The sequence below is a fragment of the Moraxella haemolytica genome, assembly GCF_030177935.1.
Lineage (GTDB): Bacteria > Pseudomonadota > Gammaproteobacteria > Pseudomonadales > Moraxellaceae > Moraxella > Moraxella haemolytica.
On sequence record NZ_CP089974.1, the window covers coordinates 1,778,299 to 1,799,057 of the forward strand.

16 protein-coding genes and 4 tRNA genes are annotated in these 20,759 nt (G+C 42.4%); 14 read left to right on the forward strand and 6 right to left on the reverse strand.

The annotated features are described in order from the left end of the window. Window positions 1-117: 117 nt before the first annotated feature. From LU276_RS08530 to LU276_RS08555, 6 genes are all read left to right on the forward strand, one after another. A complete protein-coding gene (locus tag LU276_RS08530) occupies window positions 118-2,079 on the forward strand; it encodes a tetratricopeptide repeat protein (protein WP_284673419.1) in 1,962 nt (653 codons plus the stop codon). A gap of 73 nt (window positions 2,080-2,152) precedes the next feature. Beyond that, complete coding sequence (locus LU276_RS08535) at window positions 2,153-2,740, forward strand: outer membrane lipoprotein LolB (RefSeq protein WP_284673420.1); 588 nt, start codon at window positions 2,153-2,155, stop codon at window positions 2,738-2,740. Between the two features lies 1 nt (window position 2,741). Next, window positions 2,742-3,623: a 4-(cytidine 5'-diphospho)-2-C-methyl-D-erythritol kinase gene (ispE, locus tag LU276_RS08540; protein WP_284673421.1), complete on the forward strand. Its 882-nt coding sequence runs from the start codon at window positions 2,742-2,744 to the stop codon at window positions 3,621-3,623. 121 nt (window positions 3,624-3,744) lie between these two features. Further along, window positions 3,745-3,820: transfer RNA gene (locus LU276_RS08545), tRNA-Gln, on the forward strand. A 30-nt stretch (window positions 3,821-3,850) separates the two neighbouring features. Beyond that, window positions 3,851-3,926, forward strand: a tRNA-Gln gene (locus LU276_RS08550). A gap of 187 nt (window positions 3,927-4,113) precedes the next feature. Further along, window positions 4,114-5,067: a ribose-phosphate pyrophosphokinase gene (locus LU276_RS08555; RefSeq protein ID WP_284673422.1), complete on the forward strand. Its 954-nt coding sequence runs from the start codon at window positions 4,114-4,116 to the stop codon at window positions 5,065-5,067. A gap of 164 nt (window positions 5,068-5,231) precedes the next feature. Here the strand turns inward: LU276_RS08555 and putP are convergent, their stop codons facing one another. Continuing rightward, window positions 5,232-6,728, reverse strand: coding sequence for a sodium/proline symporter PutP (gene putP, locus LU276_RS08560; protein ID WP_284673423.1), 1,497 nt, complete (start codon window positions 6,726-6,728; stop codon window positions 5,232-5,234). A gap of 396 nt (window positions 6,729-7,124) precedes the next feature. On the opposite strand from putP, the gene LU276_RS08565 reads away from it, so the two are divergent. From LU276_RS08565 to hemN, 7 genes are all read left to right on the forward strand, one after another. After that, on the forward strand, window positions 7,125-7,760 hold the full coding sequence (locus tag LU276_RS08565) for a 50S ribosomal protein L25/general stress protein Ctc (RefSeq protein WP_373628827.1): 636 nt from the start codon (window positions 7,125-7,127) through the stop codon (window positions 7,758-7,760). Window positions 7,761-7,876: 116 nt separating this feature from the next. Continuing rightward, window positions 7,877-8,455 (forward strand): aminoacyl-tRNA hydrolase, encoded by a 579-nt coding sequence (pth, locus tag LU276_RS08570; RefSeq protein ID WP_284673425.1) that lies wholly within the window; start codon window positions 7,877-7,879, stop codon window positions 8,453-8,455. 53 nt (window positions 8,456-8,508) lie between these two features. Beyond that, a complete protein-coding gene (locus LU276_RS08575; protein WP_284673426.1) occupies window positions 8,509-9,516 on the forward strand; it encodes a calcium/sodium antiporter in 1,008 nt (335 codons plus the stop codon). A 519-nt stretch (window positions 9,517-10,035) separates the two neighbouring features. Beyond that, complete coding sequence (locus LU276_RS08580; protein WP_284673427.1) at window positions 10,036-11,151, forward strand: porin family protein; 1,116 nt, start codon at window positions 10,036-10,038, stop codon at window positions 11,149-11,151. A gap of 19 nt (window positions 11,152-11,170) precedes the next feature. Continuing rightward, window positions 11,171-12,427: a porin family protein gene (locus LU276_RS08585; RefSeq protein ID WP_284673428.1), complete on the forward strand. Its 1,257-nt coding sequence runs from the start codon at window positions 11,171-11,173 to the stop codon at window positions 12,425-12,427. Window positions 12,428-12,509: 82 nt separating this feature from the next. Beyond that, entirely contained in the window at window positions 12,510-15,110 is a 2,601-nt protein-coding gene (locus LU276_RS08590; protein WP_284673429.1) for a prolyl oligopeptidase family serine peptidase, read from the forward strand. A 135-nt stretch (window positions 15,111-15,245) separates the two neighbouring features. After that, a complete protein-coding gene (gene hemN, locus LU276_RS08595; protein WP_284673430.1) occupies window positions 15,246-16,646 on the forward strand; it encodes an oxygen-independent coproporphyrinogen III oxidase in 1,401 nt (466 codons plus the stop codon). Window positions 16,647-16,777: 131 nt separating this feature from the next. Here hemN and LU276_RS08600 read toward each other — a convergent pair whose 3' ends face one another. From LU276_RS08600 to LU276_RS08610, 3 genes are all read right to left on the reverse strand, one after another. Next, window positions 16,778-17,335 (reverse strand): RDD family protein, encoded by a 558-nt coding sequence (locus tag LU276_RS08600; protein ID WP_284674628.1) that lies wholly within the window; start codon window positions 17,333-17,335, stop codon window positions 16,778-16,780. A 212-nt stretch (window positions 17,336-17,547) separates the two neighbouring features. Beyond that, window positions 17,548-17,624, reverse strand: a tRNA-Arg gene (locus tag LU276_RS08605). Between the two features lie 125 nt (window positions 17,625-17,749). Then, window positions 17,750-17,839, reverse strand: a tRNA-Ser gene (locus tag LU276_RS08610). Window positions 17,840-18,120: 281 nt separating this feature from the next. Between LU276_RS08610 and LU276_RS08615 the strand changes: the two genes are divergently transcribed. Beyond that, window positions 18,121-18,921, forward strand: coding sequence for a hydroxymethylpyrimidine/phosphomethylpyrimidine kinase (locus tag LU276_RS08615; protein WP_284674629.1), 801 nt, complete (start codon window positions 18,121-18,123; stop codon window positions 18,919-18,921). A gap of 195 nt (window positions 18,922-19,116) precedes the next feature. On the opposite strand, the gene LU276_RS08620 is transcribed toward LU276_RS08615, so the two are convergent. Together LU276_RS08620 and LU276_RS08625 are read right to left on the reverse strand one after the other, a co-directional pair. Beyond that, window positions 19,117-19,293: a hypothetical protein gene (locus tag LU276_RS08620; RefSeq protein WP_284673431.1), complete on the reverse strand. Its 177-nt coding sequence runs from the start codon at window positions 19,291-19,293 to the stop codon at window positions 19,117-19,119. 578 nt (window positions 19,294-19,871) lie between these two features. Next, window positions 19,872-20,726, reverse strand: coding sequence for a CBS domain-containing protein (locus LU276_RS08625; RefSeq protein WP_284673432.1), 855 nt, complete (start codon window positions 20,724-20,726; stop codon window positions 19,872-19,874). Window positions 20,727-20,759 lie beyond the last annotated feature (33 nt).

Below are 20,759 nucleotides of genomic sequence, written 5' to 3' on the forward strand. Positions count from 1 at the left end.
ATTGATCAATTTAAACTTAAATATCGTTCACGCTTGACATATCTCTTGCACTTATTCAAAATCCTTTTATAATAAGTGCAAGAGATAGATAGGCAGTCAGCCTATGATGAAGTGGTTATGAAGCAAAAATTTTGGCAAATTACTTACCCCACCCAACACGGCGGCATTAGGTTGCCTATACCTCGTTTTGGCAAAAAAATTACTCGCCAAAAAACGGTAGCAATAGTCATTTGTCTAAGTCTTGTTGTTTGTGTTGCCAGACCTGCTCAAGCAGGGGTATTTGACCCCCTACTAAAAGTACTACTGCCTTTTTATAAAAAGAACAAAGAACAACAACCACTGCCAAATGACGACGCCCTAGATGAGATGAATGTTGATGTCGGCGATGAGCAGTTCATTGACGATGGCGATGACAGTCATTATCCGCTTATCAATGATGGTTTTTCAGAAATTTTACTAAGCGATGGCTTAACCAACGATTTAAATGTACCTGATTTGCAGGCATTATTAACAGCAGAGTTTGCCGCTGATCGTGGTGATGTGGCAACAGCCCTTGCCATCTACAAGGTGGAGTCTTTTAAACAAAATGCCACCGCCATTTTTGAGCGTGCCTTAAGTCTATCCATTGAATATGAACAGCCTGAAGAGTCGCTCGCCTTTGCCGCCGCTTGGCAATCCCAAAATCCTGACCACATTCCTGCTTGGTTCTATGTAACGCACCTTGCCCTAAAAGCCAAAGCCTACAACCAAGCGGTACAGATGCTTGCAGCAGTACTACAATACGACCCCAGAACAGACTTATCTCAAATCTTTATCAGCATTTTTCCTAACAACCCTACCGACCAAAGAGAGTTGTTTGATGCATTACAATACATTCAAAGCAACAACAGCTCTGTTGCGGCTTTGCGTGCAGGTCTGTTAATGCGTCTTAATGAACACGATGCTGCATTGCTACATATCAACGAATCCCTAAAAAGTGAACCAAACAATCTGGCTTTTATCAATCTAAAACTTGATATTCTAAATACCGCAGGTCGCCTAGACGAACTATGGTCATTCCTACACACCAAGCGACGCACCCTACCCCAAGAAACCTCGCTATATCTATATGAGATCCGCCATCTCATCAATCAAGGCGACCTAAGCAATGCTTGGCGGTTACTGCTTGAAGCCAACAAACACACCCAAAACCCTGATGTCATACTGTTGGCAGGTTTGGTTGGTCTTGATATTGGCGAGTATCGTCATGCCATTGAGATTTTGATACCACTGGTCAAAAATCCTATCTTTTCTAGTCAAGCTCACTATTATCTAGGCATCGGTCATGAGCGACTGGGTGATTTTGTACAAGCCAGACATCATTACGAACGAGTCAAAAATGATGATAATGTACTAGATGCTCGCACCAAAGTGGTTGGCTTTTATCTGCTTGAAAACAATGTCAATGCAGCCATATCAACCTTGATACGCTTAAGAGATGAGTATCAGATGTACGCAGCCGACAGCTACATCCTGCAAGCAGAAATTTACCTAAGGCAAGGCAATATCGACACCGCCAAAGACCTACTAAGCACCGCCAATCGTCAATATCCTGATGACGACCGCCTACTTTTTGCCAGTTATCAGCTACTTGAAAATGAGCTTAGCGATGAAGAAAAACGCTTGGCGATGGATAAGTTGGTGCAACTCGATGGCTTTAATCCAAATTATCAACTAGAACAAGCCAAACTCATCTTAAAACAAAATCCTGACGACCAGCAAGCACTCACGACCGTCAAGGCGATTATAGACATTCGTGCCAATGACCCACTATACGATAAAGAATTGCAGTTACAAGCCTTGATTTTATTAAGTGAAAACGCCTTAATTAAGGGTAACTACCATGCCGTCATTGACCATCTGCAAGCACCGTATGAGGTCTCACTTGACCTAAATGCAGGCATATTGCTACTCAGAGCCTATCAGGGGCTTGGCGATGACAACATGGTACAAAAGCTACTCGCCGAACTACAGAATACATACGGCTTCAACCAAGAGTCTGGTACGCCAACCAGTGAACCTGCCATACAAAGCTACTAACCCTAAAACTCATTCATCAAAACACGCCCATCAGCTTTTATCTATTATTTGCCGACTGATTATAGGAATATTCATGCTCTTAACAAAAACAACACTAAAGACAGCCCAAATGGTTATGGCATCATGCCTTCTGACTGTGATGGCAGGCTGTCAAACATTACCAAAAAACACACCAACAACCACAGCCACCATCAACGCCCCCATACAGTTTAATATTACTGGCAAAATTGGTATGATTACCATCTCGGCTGACAACAGCCAGTCGGGCACTGCCTTTTATGCATGGGTACAAGAAGGCGAGCGTTTCGCCATTGATTTGACAGGGGCACTTGGCATTGGTGCAACCACCATCAGCTTTGATGGCAAAACCGCCACATTGCACAACCAACGCATAAGAAGCGTTCATGCAGATTCACCAGAAGAACTGCTAACTCAAGTTACAGGCTGGCAAGCCCCCATCAGTCAGCTCCCCTATTGGATAATTGGCAAAACTGCCCCAAGCGATAGCGATCATCAGTACGATGATAAGGGACGGCTTGCTCAAGCAGTCAATAGCGATTGGATAGCAACATTTGAATACAAAGGCAATCTGCCAAATCGTCTGCGTATCACGCACACAGACGGTCATCGCATCATCATGAGTATCATTCATGGCAACTGACATGACCACATTAACTCTATTCTCCCCTGCCAAGATTAACCTTTTTTTACACATCACAGGTCAAAGAGCAGACAGCTATCACAATCTACAAAGCGTGTTTCGCACGCTAGATTTTGGCGATGAGCTGACCTTTCGGCTACACGATGATGACAAACTTGTTCAGCTCATTGGTGGCGAGCATCTGACAGAACGCCTTGATGACAATCTCATAGTCAAGGCAGTACACACATTGGCACAATCCTACCCAAGCCACGCCAAAGCCGTACACATCACACTCAGCAAGCATATCCCCACAGGGGCAGGTCTTGGCGGTGGGTCATCAAACTGTGCAACCACGCTCATCGCCATCAACCAACTTTGGCAACTCAATCTTGACTGCCAAACCCTCATTGATATCGCTGCTACGCTTGGTGCTGATGTGCCATTTTTTATTTTTGCTCATTTTCATCGGACAGATGCCATCGCCACAGGCATTGGCGAACTACTTTCGCCGATTAGCTTACCGACTCGTCAATACCTATTGCTCATGCCTAACATACACCTAGCAACGGCACATTTTTTTAGACACCCTCACCTCATCAAAGATACGCCAATCATGGACGACCTACAACGCCGATACGAACAATTTGATGGACGACTGTCTGACGGTTTTTATAACTGCTTTGAATCCATCGCCATCAATCACAGCCAAACCATCAAACAGGCGATGGACTATCTGCACGCCATCAAAGATATAGATGATGACAAATTTTGTGCCCGCATGACAGGCACGGGCAGTGCGGTATTTTTACCCTTATCCAAGCAGCTGCAATCACAAGCACAACACTTAGTCAGCAACGCCCCCTGTCGTGCCATCATCTGCCAAAGTTTGTACGGCTACTAAACCAAAACACATAAAAAAAGCCAACAAGACCACAAACCTAAAAAAATTTTAAAAAAATTTAAATTTTTTTAAAAAAACACTTGCATAATATAAATTATTCGGTATAATTATCCGCCTATATAGGGGCGTCGCCAAGTTGGTAAGGCATCAGGTTTTGATCCTGACATTCGTTGGTTCGAGTCCAGCCGCCTCTGCCATTTTTTAAAAGTTTTTAAAAAACTTTTTCTAGGGGTATCGCCAAGTTGGTAAGGCATCAGGTTTTGATCCTGACATTCGTTGGTTCGAGTCCAGCTACCTCTGCCATATTCAGGCCTAGCTTGAGCAATAAAGCCAATTCTTCGGAGTTGGCTTTTTTGTTTATCATCTCAATAATCACACCAAAAAAACCTTTCATTGTTACAAGAAAAATTTAGCAAAACTCTGCAAAATTACCGTAAAAAATGCTAAAATAGACAGCAATCATTCTTTTAGCCTTTTACAGGATTATCATATGTCATATATGGCCATCTTTACAGGTAATGCCAACCCACAGCTTGCCCAGACTGTTGCTGACCACCTACATATCCCTTTGAACAAAGCGGACATTACTCGCTTTTCTGATGGAGAAATCGCCATCGAAATCAAGGAAAATGTTCGTGGCAAAGATGTTTTTATTCTACAGCCGACCTGCGTCCCAACCAATGACAACCTGATGGAAGTGGTTTTGCTTGCCGATGCCCTTCGCCGTTCTAGTGCAGGTCGTATCACTGCCGTGATTCCTTATTTTGGTTATGCACGCCAAGACCGCCGACCTCGTTCAGCTCGTGTGCCAATTTCTGCTAAGGTTGTGGCGGATATGCTATCCATCTCTGGCATTGACCGTGTGATGGTTGTTGATTTGCACGCCGACCAAATCCAAGGCTTCTTTGACATTCCTGTTGATAATCTGTACGGCACTCCTGTTCTATTAAGCGACCTAAAACAACAAAACTACGACAACCTAATGGTTGTCTCACCTGATGTAGGTGGTGTGGTGCGTGCTCGTGCTATGGCAAAACTGCTAGGCGATGCCGACCTTGCTATTATTGACAAACGCCGTGCTCGTGCCAACGAATCCCAAGTCATGCACATCATCGGCGATGTCAGTGGTCGTGATTGTGTCATTATTGATGACATCGTTGATACCGCAGGCACACTGTGCAAAGCAGCCCAAGCCCTAAAAGACAATGGTGCTCGCCGTGTGGTTGGCTACATCACCCACCCTGTACTATCAGGCAAAGCGATTGATAATATTAGCAACTCTGCTCTTGATGAGATTGTTGTTACCGACACCATTCCTCTGTCAGAGTCAGCCAAAGCCTGTTCAAAAATTCGTCAAGTCAGTATCGCCTCGTTACTGGCTGAAAGTCTACGCCGTATCAATAACGAAGAGTCTATCAGTGCATTGTTTGATTACAACGCTTAATCCATCAGACTTTCTATCAAAAACCCATCTGATGATGGGTTTTTTAGTCTCTTGTTTTGATGATTGTTTCGCACGCATCAGCTTCTAACTGACCTAGCATGAATCTAGCGACCATAAAAAATACCGCAATGACAACTGCGGTATTTTTTAACGGCTTGCTTAGATTATTTTAGCATTCTTTGCATTTGCTCAAAACGAGAAGTGATTTCAGCTTTTGGTGGAGCAGTCATCAGACTAACTACCACAGTCGCAATCGCACTAAACACAAAGCCTGGCATGATAGAGTAGATGGCATCATTGGCAGGCTTACCACCAATCTCAAAGCCACCATACACCCATACAATCACGGTCAAAGCACCGACTATCATGCCTGCCAATGCACCATGACGGTTCATGCGTTTCCACATCAAGCTAAACAACACCAACGGACCAAATGCCGCACCAAAGCCCGCCCAAGCGTGTGATACCAACTCAAGCACCGAGCTGTTCTTATCACCTGCAATGAAAATAGCCACCAATGCCACGATGACGACTGACAGACGACCAATCATCACTTGGTTGGCTTCTGACGCTTCTTTATTTAAGAATAGCTTATACACATCACGAGTCAAAGAGCTAGATACCACAAGCAACTGACTTGAGATAGTACTCATAATAGCGGCCAAAATCGCTGCCATCAGAAAGCCTGAAATAAGGGGGTGAAATAAGATTTGTGAGAACACAAGGAAAATAGTCTCTGCGTCGTCCAACTGCATACCTTTATTATGAACATATACCATGCCAGACAAACCAACCATCAACGCCCCCATCAGGCTTAGAATCATCCAACCCATGCCAATGGTGCACGCCACAGGCACATCTTTATGTGAGCGAAGTGCCATAAAACGCACAATGATGTGTGGCTGACCAAAATAGCCCAAACCCCAAGCCGCTAACGAAATCGCACCCATGACCGTAACACCACTCATGATATTAAAAAGCTCAGGGTTTATTGATTGTGCCACGCTGACGCTGTTTGAGATACCACCCACTTCATTAAATGCCACAAAAGGCACAAGCAACATGGCAATTAGCATGATGACACCTTGCACAAAGTCTGTCAAAGAGACTGCCAAGAAACCACCAAATAGTGTATAAGCCACAACCACGCCTGCCGTTACCCACAGACCCAATTCATACGACAGACCCAGTGAGTTCTCAAACAGCTTGCCACCACCAACCAAGCTCGCCGCTGTATAGACAGTAAAAAACAAAATTACCACCAATGCCGACATTAGACGCAGTGCGTGCGATGAATCCTCAAAACGATTGGCAAAAAAATCAGGTAGAGTAATCGCATTGTCCGCAAGCTCAGTATAAACACGCAAGCGTGGAGCAACAAGCAGATAATTGACAAATGCACCGATGGTCAAACCACCTGCAATCCAAAAACTAACAATACCTGACGCATACATATATCCTGGTAAACCAAGCAACAGCCAACCTGACATATCAGAAGCACCTGCTGATAGTGCCGCCACAGCAGGACTTAGGTTACGACCGCCAAGCATATAGCCTTCAACATCGTTTCTTTGTTTAAAATAGGCATAAACTCCAATGGCTATCATCAAAATGAAATAAGCCGCCAATGAAATCCACATACCAGTAGCCACATGAGCCATGGCACACTCCTTTTATATATAAAGCAAGAATTAAATAAATTAATGAATAATAAAACAGTTTTTACACATCATTGTCAGCCATTATGAGATTAACAATCAAACAGATGAACAATTTGACAACAATGCCATTGTAACAAACCAGCATATTATATAACAAAAAACCATCAAAGTTATTACTTTAAATGAGATATTTTCTCAATAATCCTAAGTAATCATCAAAATATTGCACTTTTTATCATCAAACTATCAATCAAGCACAATTTTCTTTGCCAATGAAGTAATTTTTTAGTATAATATTTTGCTAATTTTCAAGACCTGCCAAATGATTGGCTCTTTTGAGAATGGCTGGACTGGTCGCAAGTCCAATTTTATTCATCTATTTCCCATTAAGGAATCATCATGAGCTATACTCTAAACGCCATCGTGCGTTCTGACGAACAGCAGGGTAAAGGTGCGAGCCGCCGCCTGCGTAAAACAAACCTTATTCCTGCCATCATCTATGGCGGTGAAGGCGAGCCAGTTTCTATCTGTGTAAAAAACAACGAATTGGTAAAAGCACTATCAGAAGAAGCATTCTTCTCAAGCATCATCAGCATCAATCTAGATGGTGCTAAACAAGAAGTAATCATCAAAGCACTACAACGCCATCCATCAAAAGGCTTCCCACTACACGCTGACTTCCAACGCATCGTTCGTGGTCAAGAAATGAACTTTAGCGTTCCTATGCGTGTTATCAACGAAGAGACTTCAGTGGGCAAAAAAGCAGGTGGCGTACTAACCCAAATCGCAACCGACATTCAAATCGCTTGCCTACCACGCAACCTACCAGAATTCATCGAAGTTGATGTGGCAGCACTAGAAGTTGGTGACAACATTCGCCTAGGTGATGTAAAACTTCCAGAAGGTGCAACCCTAGTCGTTAACGATGACAGCGAACTAGAAAACACCATCATCAGTATGCAAGCACCAACTGTAGAAACAACTGAAGCTACAGAAGCACCTGTTGCTGACGAGGCAATCTCTGAAGAATAATCATTATTTTTCTAAAAAACCAGCAACAATTGCTGGTTTTTTTATATGGAAGATAGATTTATATTCTAAGAAAAATTGACTATAATAACCGCTTATTTTTTATTTACAGCCAACTTATGACCATCAAACTTATCGTAGGGCTAGGAAATCCTGGCAACGAATATAAAGACACCCGCCACAACACAGGCTTTTGGCTTGTGGATAGAATATCAGATGCTTTTAATATCAGTCTAAGCCATGACAAAAAATTCCACGGAGATGTCGGTCGTGGCATGATTTTTGGGCAAGAGATACGCCTACTAAAGCCAAGTACTTTCATGAACCGTTCAGGTCTTGCGGTCGCAACTTTGGCAAAATTTTATAACATTCATGCTAGCGAGATTCTCATCGCTCATGACGAGCTTGATATTCAAGCAGGTGCGATTCGCCTAAAGACTGGCGGTGGTCATGGTGGGCACAACGGTCTAAAAGATATCTTGCCACACATCGGCACTGATTGCCACCGCCTACGCATTGGTATCGGACACCCAGGTCATGCCAGTAAAGTCAGTGGCTGGGTACTATCCAAGCCAAGTGCTGATGATTTTATCGCCATTGATAAAGCACTTGACTGCGTCATGTCAAACTTAGCTTTGATTATGTCAGGTGAGCTAGATAAAGCCAGAAACACCATCAACGGATTTAAACTTGGCTAGTTTTTTGCCTGCTGTATCATTGGTTGATATTTTTATTAATTATCGGAATCTTTATGTTGCTCTTTTTATCAGCGGTTGCTGTTGGTTTGGTATTACTCGTATTTAGTGCTGATGCGTTTATTGACGGTGCTGTTGGTATTGCCACCAAATACCATGTACCCAAAATACTCATTGGTACTCTTATCATCGGTGTGGGTACATCAGCCCCTGAGATGGTCGTATCGGCATTGTCGGCACTGGCAGGCAGTCCTGGTATTGCTTTGGGCAATGCCTACGGTTCAAATATCGTCAACATCACCCTTGTACTTGGCATAACCGCACTCATCGCCCCCATCGTCATTCAAAAAGACGCCTTAAAAGCTGACTTTCCTTGGCTCATCGGCGTAACCGCGCTGACCGTCATACTCATGATAGATGGACATCTTGGCAGGCTAGACGCCATCATCTTACTGATGGTACTACTCGCCAATATCGCCACCCAAATCCATCTCACCAAAACGCATACCAAAGCCATCACAGAAAACTCATTACCAACCACCCATAAAGAGATAGAACCAAAAGAAGATGACGAGCTACCAAGTCCAGACGAGATACACATCGGCAAATCACTTATTGGACTCATCATTGGTTTGGTTGTGATGATTGCAAGCTCACGCTTGGTTGTCTGGGGGTCGGTAGAGTTGGCAAGACTTTGGGGCTTATCAGATCTCATCATTGGACTGACCATTGTCGCTATTGGCACTAGCCTGCCTGAGCTTGTCTCATCTGTCATCGCTGCTCGCCGTGACGAATTTGATTTGGCATTCGGTAATGTACTTGGCTCAAACATCTTTAATACCCTTGCGGTCGTGGGCATTGCTGCCGCCATTGAACCGATGGCAGTGAATGCCGAGATTCTAAACCGTGATATTTTGGTCATGTCCGCATTGACAATCGCTTTATTTTTACTAAGCGTCCTTGCTCTAAAAGGCAATGGCAAAATCGGTCGTGGTGTTGGAATCGGCTTTATTACCTGTTTTATTGGTTATAGCGTATGGCTTGTCATTAGTGCAACCGCTTAGTCTAATCTGCACATCAATCCAATCAAAAACTATAAGCAAAGTCGCCCCAATTCTTTAGCAAGAATGGCGCACCCATTAGTCCCAAGCATCTCATAATAAAGCCAGTTTTTCACGCCAGAAATCTGGCTTATTTTGTGTCAGCTCATCAAAAAACACCACCATCAACAAAAATGGGTAAAACTTCGCCATTACCTACAGTAAAGTTACTCAATGTTATTTAGTATTAAAAAAACAGATTTTTATTATCAATTATTTAAATTTATTGCTTGATTTTTGAATTTTGTCATGCTAACCTAGCCAAACCAAACATTCTTGTATCAATTGATTGCAAAATTGATACCATTGGTAATATTGTCTTAAAGTCTTTCTTCTGCCATGCCTATTGAGTATCAAATAGACACCGCCAAGATTGATTTATTTGTTAAGGAGAACTGCATTCTTATGCTTAAGATGACCCCCCCCTCTAGGTTTAAATCTACCATCAAATTCTTACCTCTTTCCATGTTGGCAGCATTAGCAATGCCCGCTCATAGTTTATGGGTTAGTACACCCAATGTTAGAGATGGCTTAAAGTTATATGTCGGTGGTAATGTCAGTCCTACAATCGGCACCACTTCTAATAAATTCCGCTACACCATGGCAAACCCTGCTATTTATGGTCCTGAAGGCACACTAGAACAAGTGCTGGCAGACCAAGACCGTCAAGACGCTGACCGACGCCTAAGAGCAGAAGGCACAGACGATGCAGCTATCGAACTATATGTCAACCAAGTGCTTACCAAAGGACTGTCTCTAAATGGTTCTACATACCTAAGCTACAACAAAAATTCCAGCACTAACTATGGTGCTCTATGGGGTTTATCACTTGACTTTGGTTCTTCTGGTGATCTTGGTCGTGTTACCGTTGGTGATGGTTGGACACGCCTACCCGTTAAACAAACAGATGTGGACAACATTATCCAAAATAGAGGTAAAAATATCTTTGTACGCTATACCGGTATTCCTGACTTGACGCTAGCTGGTTATCATATGTTTTCTGCATCAAACGATGTGAATGACCCTGCTGCATACGGTCTGCACAAAAGCAATGGTGTTTCGGCAGATTACCAATTTGATTTTGGTGCCAGAAAAAACCTAACTCTTGCAGCAGGCTATACCAGAAGCGAAGGGAACAAGAACCCTCGCTATGTTGATGATGTCGCCAAAGGCAAGTCTTATCTTGTGGGCGCCAATCTACAACATAACAACCTAAAACTTGGTTTAGACTACGGTCAAAGAGAAAACACCTATAACGGTGCATGGTGGGATACACTAAAGACTGAAGTTTATGGTATAAAAGCAACTTATGAGATCACTCCACGCCTAACAGGTACACTAAGTTATGCTCATAAGACAGACAGCAACAGTAAGCCTGTTAGTCTTCAGACATTAGTTGCCCAAAGAAGTGTTGAATCTTCTTTCTTTGAGAAAGTAAAACAAGATCGCTATCTTGCCAAACTTAATTACCAACTTTACAAAAATATCAGTCTAAATGGTGAGATTTCAAACACTCGAACCAAAAATTATGTAACAGAGGGCGAATTTAGCAGACGCGACAGATTATCCGCCTCTCTTGGTGCTTCTTTTTCATTTTAATTTTTAAAGGATTTTTTATATGAATACTCAAGCCACTTTTCGTTTAACCAAACTTGCTCTTATGGTGAGTGTTGTTGGTATCAGTATGAGCAGCCAAGCAGTCTACAACCTATACACTAAAGACGGTCTTAGCCTAGACATCAATGGTCAGGTTGACATGCAAGCCACCAAAAAAGACGCCAAACACAAAATTTTAAAAGATGATGGCACCGATTGGATTACTAATGGCACCCGTCCTGATGCAAACCCAATTTCAGTACCTAGCGAAAAAGATGCAACAGATAGAAAAACTCGCTTAGGACAAAATCACGGTGTGTCTTATGTTGAGTTCCGTGCTTCTCAACAGCTACCAAATGACTGGCGTGCAACTGCCAACATCGGCTTAGGTTATAGCGATGCTCGCAACATGTACTTATCTAACTCAAGCCTGTCAATAGACAAAAAAAGCATCGGTGCCATCAGTCTGGGTCGTCAGTATCTACACACCAACTATGTCAACCGCACTGGTACTGACACTCCACTGGATATTTTTAGCAGTTCAGCACTTCGCCTAGACTACTATGGTCAAAAAGGATTGCACACCAGTGCTTATTATAGCTTCACCGGCATCAATGATGTGCGTAAAGATGACAACTCTGGCATCAAATCAGGCTATGGTGCCTCTTTAAGCTATCGTTTACCTGTTGATGCTGGTCAAAGCGTTCGCTTCGGTCTGGGCTATAGCCAAAATACAGCCAACCCAGCAATCGTTAATACCACTCTCGATAACATCGATTATCGTTGGGTGCACAATTCTCTTAATCAGTATGCCGCCAAAACTCAAGGTATTGCTGGTTCTATTGAGTATCAAGCAGGCAAATTCTTGGTTGCTGCCGATGTTGGTCGCAAAGAAGAAAAATATTCAAAAGATACAAGAGCAACTCTTGACACCAAAACTACTGATTATTTGGGTGCAAAAATTGCTTATGACATCAACCCTGTCTTCCAAGTCAGCGGTGGCTATGGCATCAAAAAAGCCAGTACTAATCTGAAAAAAGGTGCTGAGCCTCTTTCAACCACTGAGCTTGGATATTCTTATGTAGATGGCGATGAAATACACCTATTTGATACAGCAAGAGCCAAAGAAGGCTATGTTCAATTAGACTACCGTATTCGTCCAAATGTGCGTCTATACACTCGCTATGATGTAGAAGAAACTACTTATAAAGTAGCAAAAGAAGACATCAGCAAGCTTTCTGATAAGAATGTTCGTGCAGGTCTTGTTTTCACATTCTAACCAAGGCAAAGGACATGATCATCTGGCATATCCAATATGTCTGATGATCATTTTAAGGAACTTATTTATAGGAATATCTTGAATGAAACCAACCCAATTAAGCGCTCTTTCCCTTGCTCTCACTGCCTGCCTATCTTCAGGCATGGCTTATGCAGATGACGATCAGAATCAATCAAAAAAACTAAATTATCCGCATACACCTATTCATCAAGACAATCTAGACCCATTTTTGCATGGCGAATTTGGTATGTCATCAAATACAGCCGGTATAAAAAATGCGGTGCATAGCTCCAACCCTCATGCTCCTGATGATGGTATCGATCACTATGCGTCAGGCACTCAAGTTGATAAATATCGTTGGCTTGAAGATTATGATAATATCGATCCTCGCATCAGCAAAGAAACCAGCGAAGATAGAGAAAGAAATTTTATCGGTACTCGCCAAGAAGACGATAAACCCTTAGCACAAGAAACCATCAAGCACCTGCAAACTGTACCACCAAAAACCTCAAGTAAGGTGAATGATTGGGTCAATGCACAAAATGCTGTTACTGAAGATTACATCTATCAACTGCCCATCTACGAACAGCTCAAAAAAAATACCGATGCGATAAAGAATGTTGAAAGTACAATCAGCAGAGTCTATCGCAAAGATTTAGGTGAAATTCGTACTTATCGCCACGCCGATGGTTTTCGTCGCATTGAGCTGATCGGTCTAGATGGCAGACGCACCGAGATTGTCAATGAAGCAAATCTGTCTGCTGATGGCAAAAAAGCTCCTGATGGCAAAGCAGCGATGCGTGGGACTAAAGTAAGTAAAGATGGCACTTATGTTTCTTTCTTTGTTCGTCAAGGTAGTGCCGACTCTGACCCTTGGTTCTTGCATGTTGTTAATACCAAAACAGGGAAACTTGCCACACCGATTATTGGTCGTATCAGTCGTACTAACCCAGCCATGAAATGGTTTGACGACAACACCATCTACTATACAGCGGCCGAGCAGTATCGTTCACTTGTATTCTATCGTGAGATTGGTAAAGAAAAATTCAATGATCCGATCGCCGTTCCTTTGTCTTATGTTGATGGTGCTAGCATTAACAGCATTGACTTTGATGGTGAAGATAAACGCTACATCATCATGGACACTTGGGACAGTGCTGACTCTGTCTATATCATCGACAGAAAGACAAATACCTCCTATCGTCTGCACGACAAGAAATTCTTTGATGAAGTTTTTAAATACGACTCATCTTTTAACAACAACATCTTGGCAAAACTTGTACATTTTGACCCAGAAACTCGTGATGTTTGGATCATCAGTGGTGAGAACAACCGCAAAGGCGAAATCATCAAAACCAATCTGGATAATCTAAAAAGACGAGAAGTGGTACTAACCACACCAGATGAATTTGACATCATGCGTGAGGCTTATTATCACGAAGAAGGTGATGGTTATTTCTTGGTGAGCTACCTACAACATGGTGTTAGCCGTCTTTTATTGGTTAACATGAAGACAGCCGAAACCAAAGAATTAACCCCAGTACAAGGTGCAGGTTACATCTCAAACTTATCAGGTAATGTCGTCGGTCAAGACGAAGATGATGAGGAAGATAAAGAGGCTAAAAAGCACGACCCTGAGGCTTCTGAGAACTATGTCAAGTTCCGTTTTAGCAACCCTACTTTCCCATCGACTGATTATAAATACAGCATCAGTAAAGATAAGTTTTTAGATATCCGTCGTTATGACCTTACACCATTTGATGATTCTCAGTTTGAGACTAAGCTAGTATTTTATACCGCCAATGACGGCACAAAAATACCGATGAACATCAGCTACAAAAAAGGCATTAAACTTGATGGCAACAACCCAACATTGCTATATGGCTATGGTGGTTATGGTGTCATTTATGACCAACGGTTTGGTTTTCCAGCCAACCCAATGTGGCTAGAAAATGGTGGTGTATGGGCTCACGCTTTCATTCGTGGTGGTGGTGAGTACGGCGAAGCATGGCAAAAAGCTGCTGAACACGATAAACGCTTGGTGGGTTATGATGACTTCGCCTCAGCTGCTGATTATCTAAACAGTGCAGGTTACGCCAACCCTGATCATCTTGGTATCATTGGTGGTTCTAATGGTGGTCTATTGGTTGGTGCAGCAATGGTTCGCCACCCTGAGAAGTATCGTGTGGCATTCCCACAAGTTGCTGTATTTGACCAATTCCGCCATGAAAAAGCAGGTATTACTCAATACTGGATGAAAGAATACGGTACGCCTGAAGAAGGTCGTCATGTATATAATGTTTTGATGAGCTACTCACCTTATCAAAAACTGACTGCCGGCACATGCTATCCTTCAACATTGATTCAAACCTCAAAACGAGATGACCGTGTTGTACCATCTCACTCATATCGTTTTACTGCCAAATTGCAAGAGGTTCAAAGCTGTGATAGACCTACCCTACTGCACGCTGCAGAAGATCAAGGTCATAGCCCTAACACCTATGCTGAACGCATAGAAGATGAATTGATGACCATCACTTTTGCGTTCAACGAAATGGGCGTTACAACTGTGCCAAATCTTGAGGTCAGACCAAGTGCTGATGACTTGAAGACCGAAAAATGGCGTGCTGAAGATGCTCGAAAAGAACAAGAGTATCTCAAGTACAAAGAACAGATGAAATAACCCCAAACAAAAACCGCTCAAACAGTTGAGCGGTTTTTTAATACCTCCATCAAGAGGTGATGATTGATAAATCAAATCTAGAAAAGGTATAATAATCCCAAAATCAGCCGATAGCCAATGCCAAAGGGGTAAACCATGAATCCTTATGCCAATCAAGAACCTTTACATTTTTCTGAGGTTCACTTCGATGAAACACTCATTGAGAAATACAACCGCCAAGGTCCACGCTACACCTCCTACCCCACCGCCCTTGAATTTACCCCCATCGCTGATGGCATGGAGCAATCCATCCTAACAAACAAGAATGAACAAACAGCCATATCACTGTATTTTCACATTCCGTTTTGTCGCCATCTGTGCTACTACTGTGGTTGTAACAAAATCATCACCAAGAAAAACAGCGATGCAGGCGACTACCTAGAGTATCTTATCAAAGAAGTCAAACATAAAAAATCCCTACTCACCCACAAACCAATCGTCAAACAGCTTCATCTAGGTGGCGGTACACCGACTTTTTTTAGTGATGATGAACTGGTGCAGTTGTGGCATTTTTTGCAGGCGGATTTTAGCTTCGCTGATGATGGTGATTACTCCATTGAGATAGACCCAAGAGAGCTTGGCGAGCATACATTACGCACGCTACGCAACTTGGGTTTTAATCGCCTAAGCTTTGGCGTACAAGATCTAGAAGAGCAGGTACAAATCGCCGTCAACCGCATACAGCCAGAAGCAATGGTACGGCAGGTCATGAATGAAGCAAGAGAGCTTGGTTTTGAGTCAATCAATATTGATTTGATTTATGGGCTACCACATCAGACAATCGAGAGTATGGCAAGCACAGTGGCACGCATCATTGATATTGCCCCAGATAGACTATCGGTATTCAACTACGCCCACCTGCCCAATCGCTTTGCACCACAGCGCCGCATCAAAGAAGAGCATCTGCCAAGCCCTGCTGATAAACTCACCATGTTTGGCAACACCATCAACGCCCTAACCGATGCAGGCTATCAATACATCGGCATTGACCATTTCGCCAAACCCACTGACACCATGGCAATCGCCCAAAGACAAGGCGAGCTACACCGCAATTTTCAAGGTTATGCCATACTGGGCGAATGCGACCTACTGGGCTTTGGTGTGTCGTCCATCAGTCAGATTGGTCGCCATATCCTACAAAACCACACCGGTTTAAACGAATACAAACGCATGATTGATGCCAATCTACTGCCTGCCATTAAGCACATAGAATCCAACCCAAAAGACGAACTGCGTCGTCATGTCATCATGAATCTGCTTTGTCATGATCGTTTAGACTTTGCTGAAGTGAGCGACCGCTTTCATATTGATGCCAAGAGTTATTTTGATAACGAACTTGCTCAGCTAAGCGATATGCAAGCCGATGGCTTGGTGAATATCACATCAAAAGGCGTGGATATTTTACCAAAAGGTCGTATCCTAGGGCGTAGCATCGCCATGGTGTTTGATGAATATCTAGAAACAAAGCACGCCAACCGCTTCTCCAAAGTGATTTAAATCTATATAAATCAAGCTCAACACCAAAAATAACCCAATCACCCCAAAACAACACCCAAAAAAACCGCTCACGACATAAATGTGGAGCGGTTTTTTAGATGGGTTTATTCATACAAATAGTATTAAGCAAGTTATTTATCTGTTTTGGGTTTTTTCTTTCGCAAAGACGCAAAAATCCCTTCGTGTTCAAACTTTGGCACTCTTAGCGTCATGGTGTTAGATAAGATATCATGCACCGCCAACCCACGGCGATTAAACCAACAAAAGATATAGTTAAACAACAAGCCAAAAAACGCACTCAATAAAATCGCTAATCGAGAACCGTGCATCAACGCACCAACCACCACAAATACAATAGGTAGCACGCAAGCACTAATGATTCGCTTAAAGCTATCACCCCAAGTCAGTAGCTTTCCTTCACTCGTTACCGTCTTTAATCGCCAAGTCTGCATACCTAAAGTTTGTCCAGATTTTCGCCAAAACACCCCATAAAACCCCACCAAAGTCAGCACAAACGCTGGTGTCATCACACCATTTTGATACCACTCTGGCAACGCCTTGGCGTCCTCAATCGTTGTGCCGACATCTACAAAAATCAATGTGCCAATCACCGACAGCACCGTTCCTGTCAAAAACAGCATCGCCAAAATCAACATACCATCATACAGCATGGTAAATAGACGAGTGATGGGCGTAGCGATGACAATCGGCTCATCACGAGCAGTGGCGATTGTTGGGGTTGTATGAGCTTGGGTGGTCTTGGTCATATTTTTTTGATACATCATCTGTTGATTCGTATTGCGTATTTTAACACGAAATCAGCAAATTTACCCATTGGACAAATAAAATACAAAATAAAAAAACCACCAAAACTATTTAGCTTTGGTGATTCTCTATAATATGGCACACCCGGAGAGATTCGAACTCCCGACCCCTTAGTTCGTAGCCAAGTGCTCTATCCAACTGAGCTACGGGTGCGTGATTTATCAAGATATTCAACTCAGTGTTGTCGTCTTGATGGTGGGCTATTATACTATAATTTTTTAGTATGTCAAGCCTTTTTTTAATTTATTTTTAAAATCTTTATGGACTAGAAAAATAAATGGCGGTGACGGAGGGATTCGAACCCTCGATACAGTTTCCCGTATGCATCCTTAGCAGGGATGTGGTTTCAGCCACTCACCCACGTCACCGTTTTACAAAATCCTGTGATAAATCACAGTATGTTGTGGGCGATAATTATAGCAAAATTTTCATGATTTGCAAGTAGTTTTTTCAAAAATTTCTGACAAATTTCTATATTTATTGTCATTTTATTGCTTGGCGATTTAATTTTTATCACCCACCGCCCACTCATCGCTTTTTTTGGTGAAAAATATTCACTTAGGTAGATTTTTTGTTATGATATGATTTAGTTTAATAGAACTCTTAAGGACATCTCATGAATACTACCAATATCGTCAATACCCCTACCATGCGACCTGTGGTACTGTGTTTTTCAGGGCTTGACCCATCTGGCGGTGCAGGTCTGCAGGCAGACATTGAATCCATCGGAGTGGCAGGTGCACACGCAACAGTCGCTTGCACCGCCATCACAATACAAAGCTCACAAGCGGTTTTTGGCTTTGATGCGGTATCCAGTGAACTGCTAAAGGCTCAAGCGGCGGCAGTACTTGATGACCTGCCCATCAAAGCCATCAAATCAGGTATGCTAGGCACGACAGACAACATTCAAACATTGGCGGATTTATTTAAAAGTGGTCGTATTCCCAAAGACATACCTTTTGTGTTAGACCCTGTACTCGTCGCCAATTCAGGAGGCAGCCTAGGTGATCAAGACACGCTTGTCAAGGCGTTTACCGCACTATTGCCTTATGCCACACTCATCACACCAAACACACATGAACTGCGTGCTTTGGCAGGTCTTGATGATTTACACGATTGTGCCAAAAAACTAAACCAACAAGGCGTGCGTGCGGTACTTGTCAAGACCTCGCACGATTTTCATGATGGTGATATTAAGCAGTTTTTATATGTTGATGAGCAGATTGTGCACACCAGCATCATTCCTAGATTAACTGGTGAATTTCATGGCTCTGGCTGCTCTTTGGCCAGTCATATCGCAGGACGACTGGCAATGGGCGATGATCTGATCGACGCCATCAAGCATGCCGATGCTTGGATCATCAGTACACTAAGGCACGCTGACACTCCTCACCCCAATACGCCATCAGCCCAGCTGATTCCCAATCGGTTTATTAACAACCCAGTTTAGTATGGCTGTTTGCGTTGATAAATAATTATATGCAAAAAAATTATCGGTAAAATTTTTAATCAATCAAAATACCTTGATTTTTATTCAAAAATACATTATATTAAATTTGAACGCAAGGGCGTCGGAGTTCTAAGTTAACCGAGATTGCGTTTTATAGTACCAAAATCCGCTTGTATGGTAGCATATAGGCGGATTTTATTTTGGTGGCTTGTTGTCATCACCTTTAGGAATGACTGAAAATAGCTCTATTTTCGGTTGTTTTGCCGTCATCTCAAAAATCGCCCAATCCCAAACCATATTTCCATAGCCATCATCTCTTAAAATAGTACTTTTTAGCACCTTGTTGTTTTCAACAATACTGCTCTTTGCCATCGCACTTTCAATCTGTTTTATTAGATCGGATATTTTATAGCCATCTTGGATAACTCAGCTATTATAGTGATGCCTCCCCATGTATAAAATCTCATTGCATTGAACAATGGGCAAATCTTTTTCGGTTTGTTTTTGATTGATTGTGGTTAATTGTTCATCAGTTAATTTACCTATTGCGACAAATTTAGGGCGTTCACCATTTTGCAGTTATTCCAAATTGGTACGGATAATATCTAAGGCATTTTTATACAGTGGCATCGATCACCATTCCTAAATTTAAATAATAACATAATAAATCAAAAAAAAATAAGAATTACAAATTTAGTTTGCATCAATAAGTCCATACGCCACTAGGGATATCAGCTCTACTTATATATTTGGGAATTGAAAGTTAAGCCATCAAGAAAAAAGAAATCAACCCATGAGTCAAAAATGTGTTGAGATAACACAAGATGAACTTAATACTTTGATTATTAAAAATTTAGCTAACTTTGAGTATGATAATAAATATAAAACTTAAGCACAAAAAAACACAACTGCTTCGTTGTGTTTTTTTGTGCTTAATACCACTACGCCGTCTATGGCAAATAAGCCATCTCAAGCAAGCGGATAAATCGCCCTTCAACATCAATAACGGTAATATACCAATCATTAATCTGCACCTGCTCACCCTCTAGATGACCAACTGAGCCTAATGCCTGCATGACAATCCCACCCATCGTATCAACATCTTCATCATTAAAACAAGAACCCAAAATTTCATTACAATCGCTAATCGGGGTAGATGCCTGTACTAGCCATACACCCTCTTTGGTGGGGTGGGCTATGATGTTGTTAATGGTACTGTCTTCATCAATATCATCATGCTCATCAACGATGTCACCAACAATTTCTTCAAGCAAATCTTCCATCGTTGCAATACCTGAAACCGAACCAAAATCATCTAAGACAACCGCCATATGCACTTGTGCTTTTTGTAGCAATCTTAAAAGCGTATCCGAACGAGCGTTTTCGTTGATATACAAAGGCTTTCTGACAATATCTTTTAGGATAAAAGGGGAATCATCGCCCTTGGCACGCTTTGCAAAAATCGGAATCAAATCTTTAGCCAACAAAATACCAATAACTGCATTGTCATCATGGCTATCAAAGACAGGATAGCGAGAATGCTCTGTCTCAAGTAGCACCGACAGCACATCAGCAATATCATCATCGCTACTGATGGTAGATAACTGTGGGCGTGGCGTCATGATTTCACGCACTTGAGTGGCAGGCAGGTCAAGTACACCCTCAAGCATATCAACCGTATCAGGCTCCAAAAATTGGCGAGAATCCTGCACTAATTTTAATAAATCATCACGAGTTTCAGGGGCAGTGGATAGCCAGCGTTTAAGCCCACGAGTCCAACTGCCCGAATGACTGTCATCAGACATAAAAAGCCTCTTAATCCTTAAAAATCTGCCAAG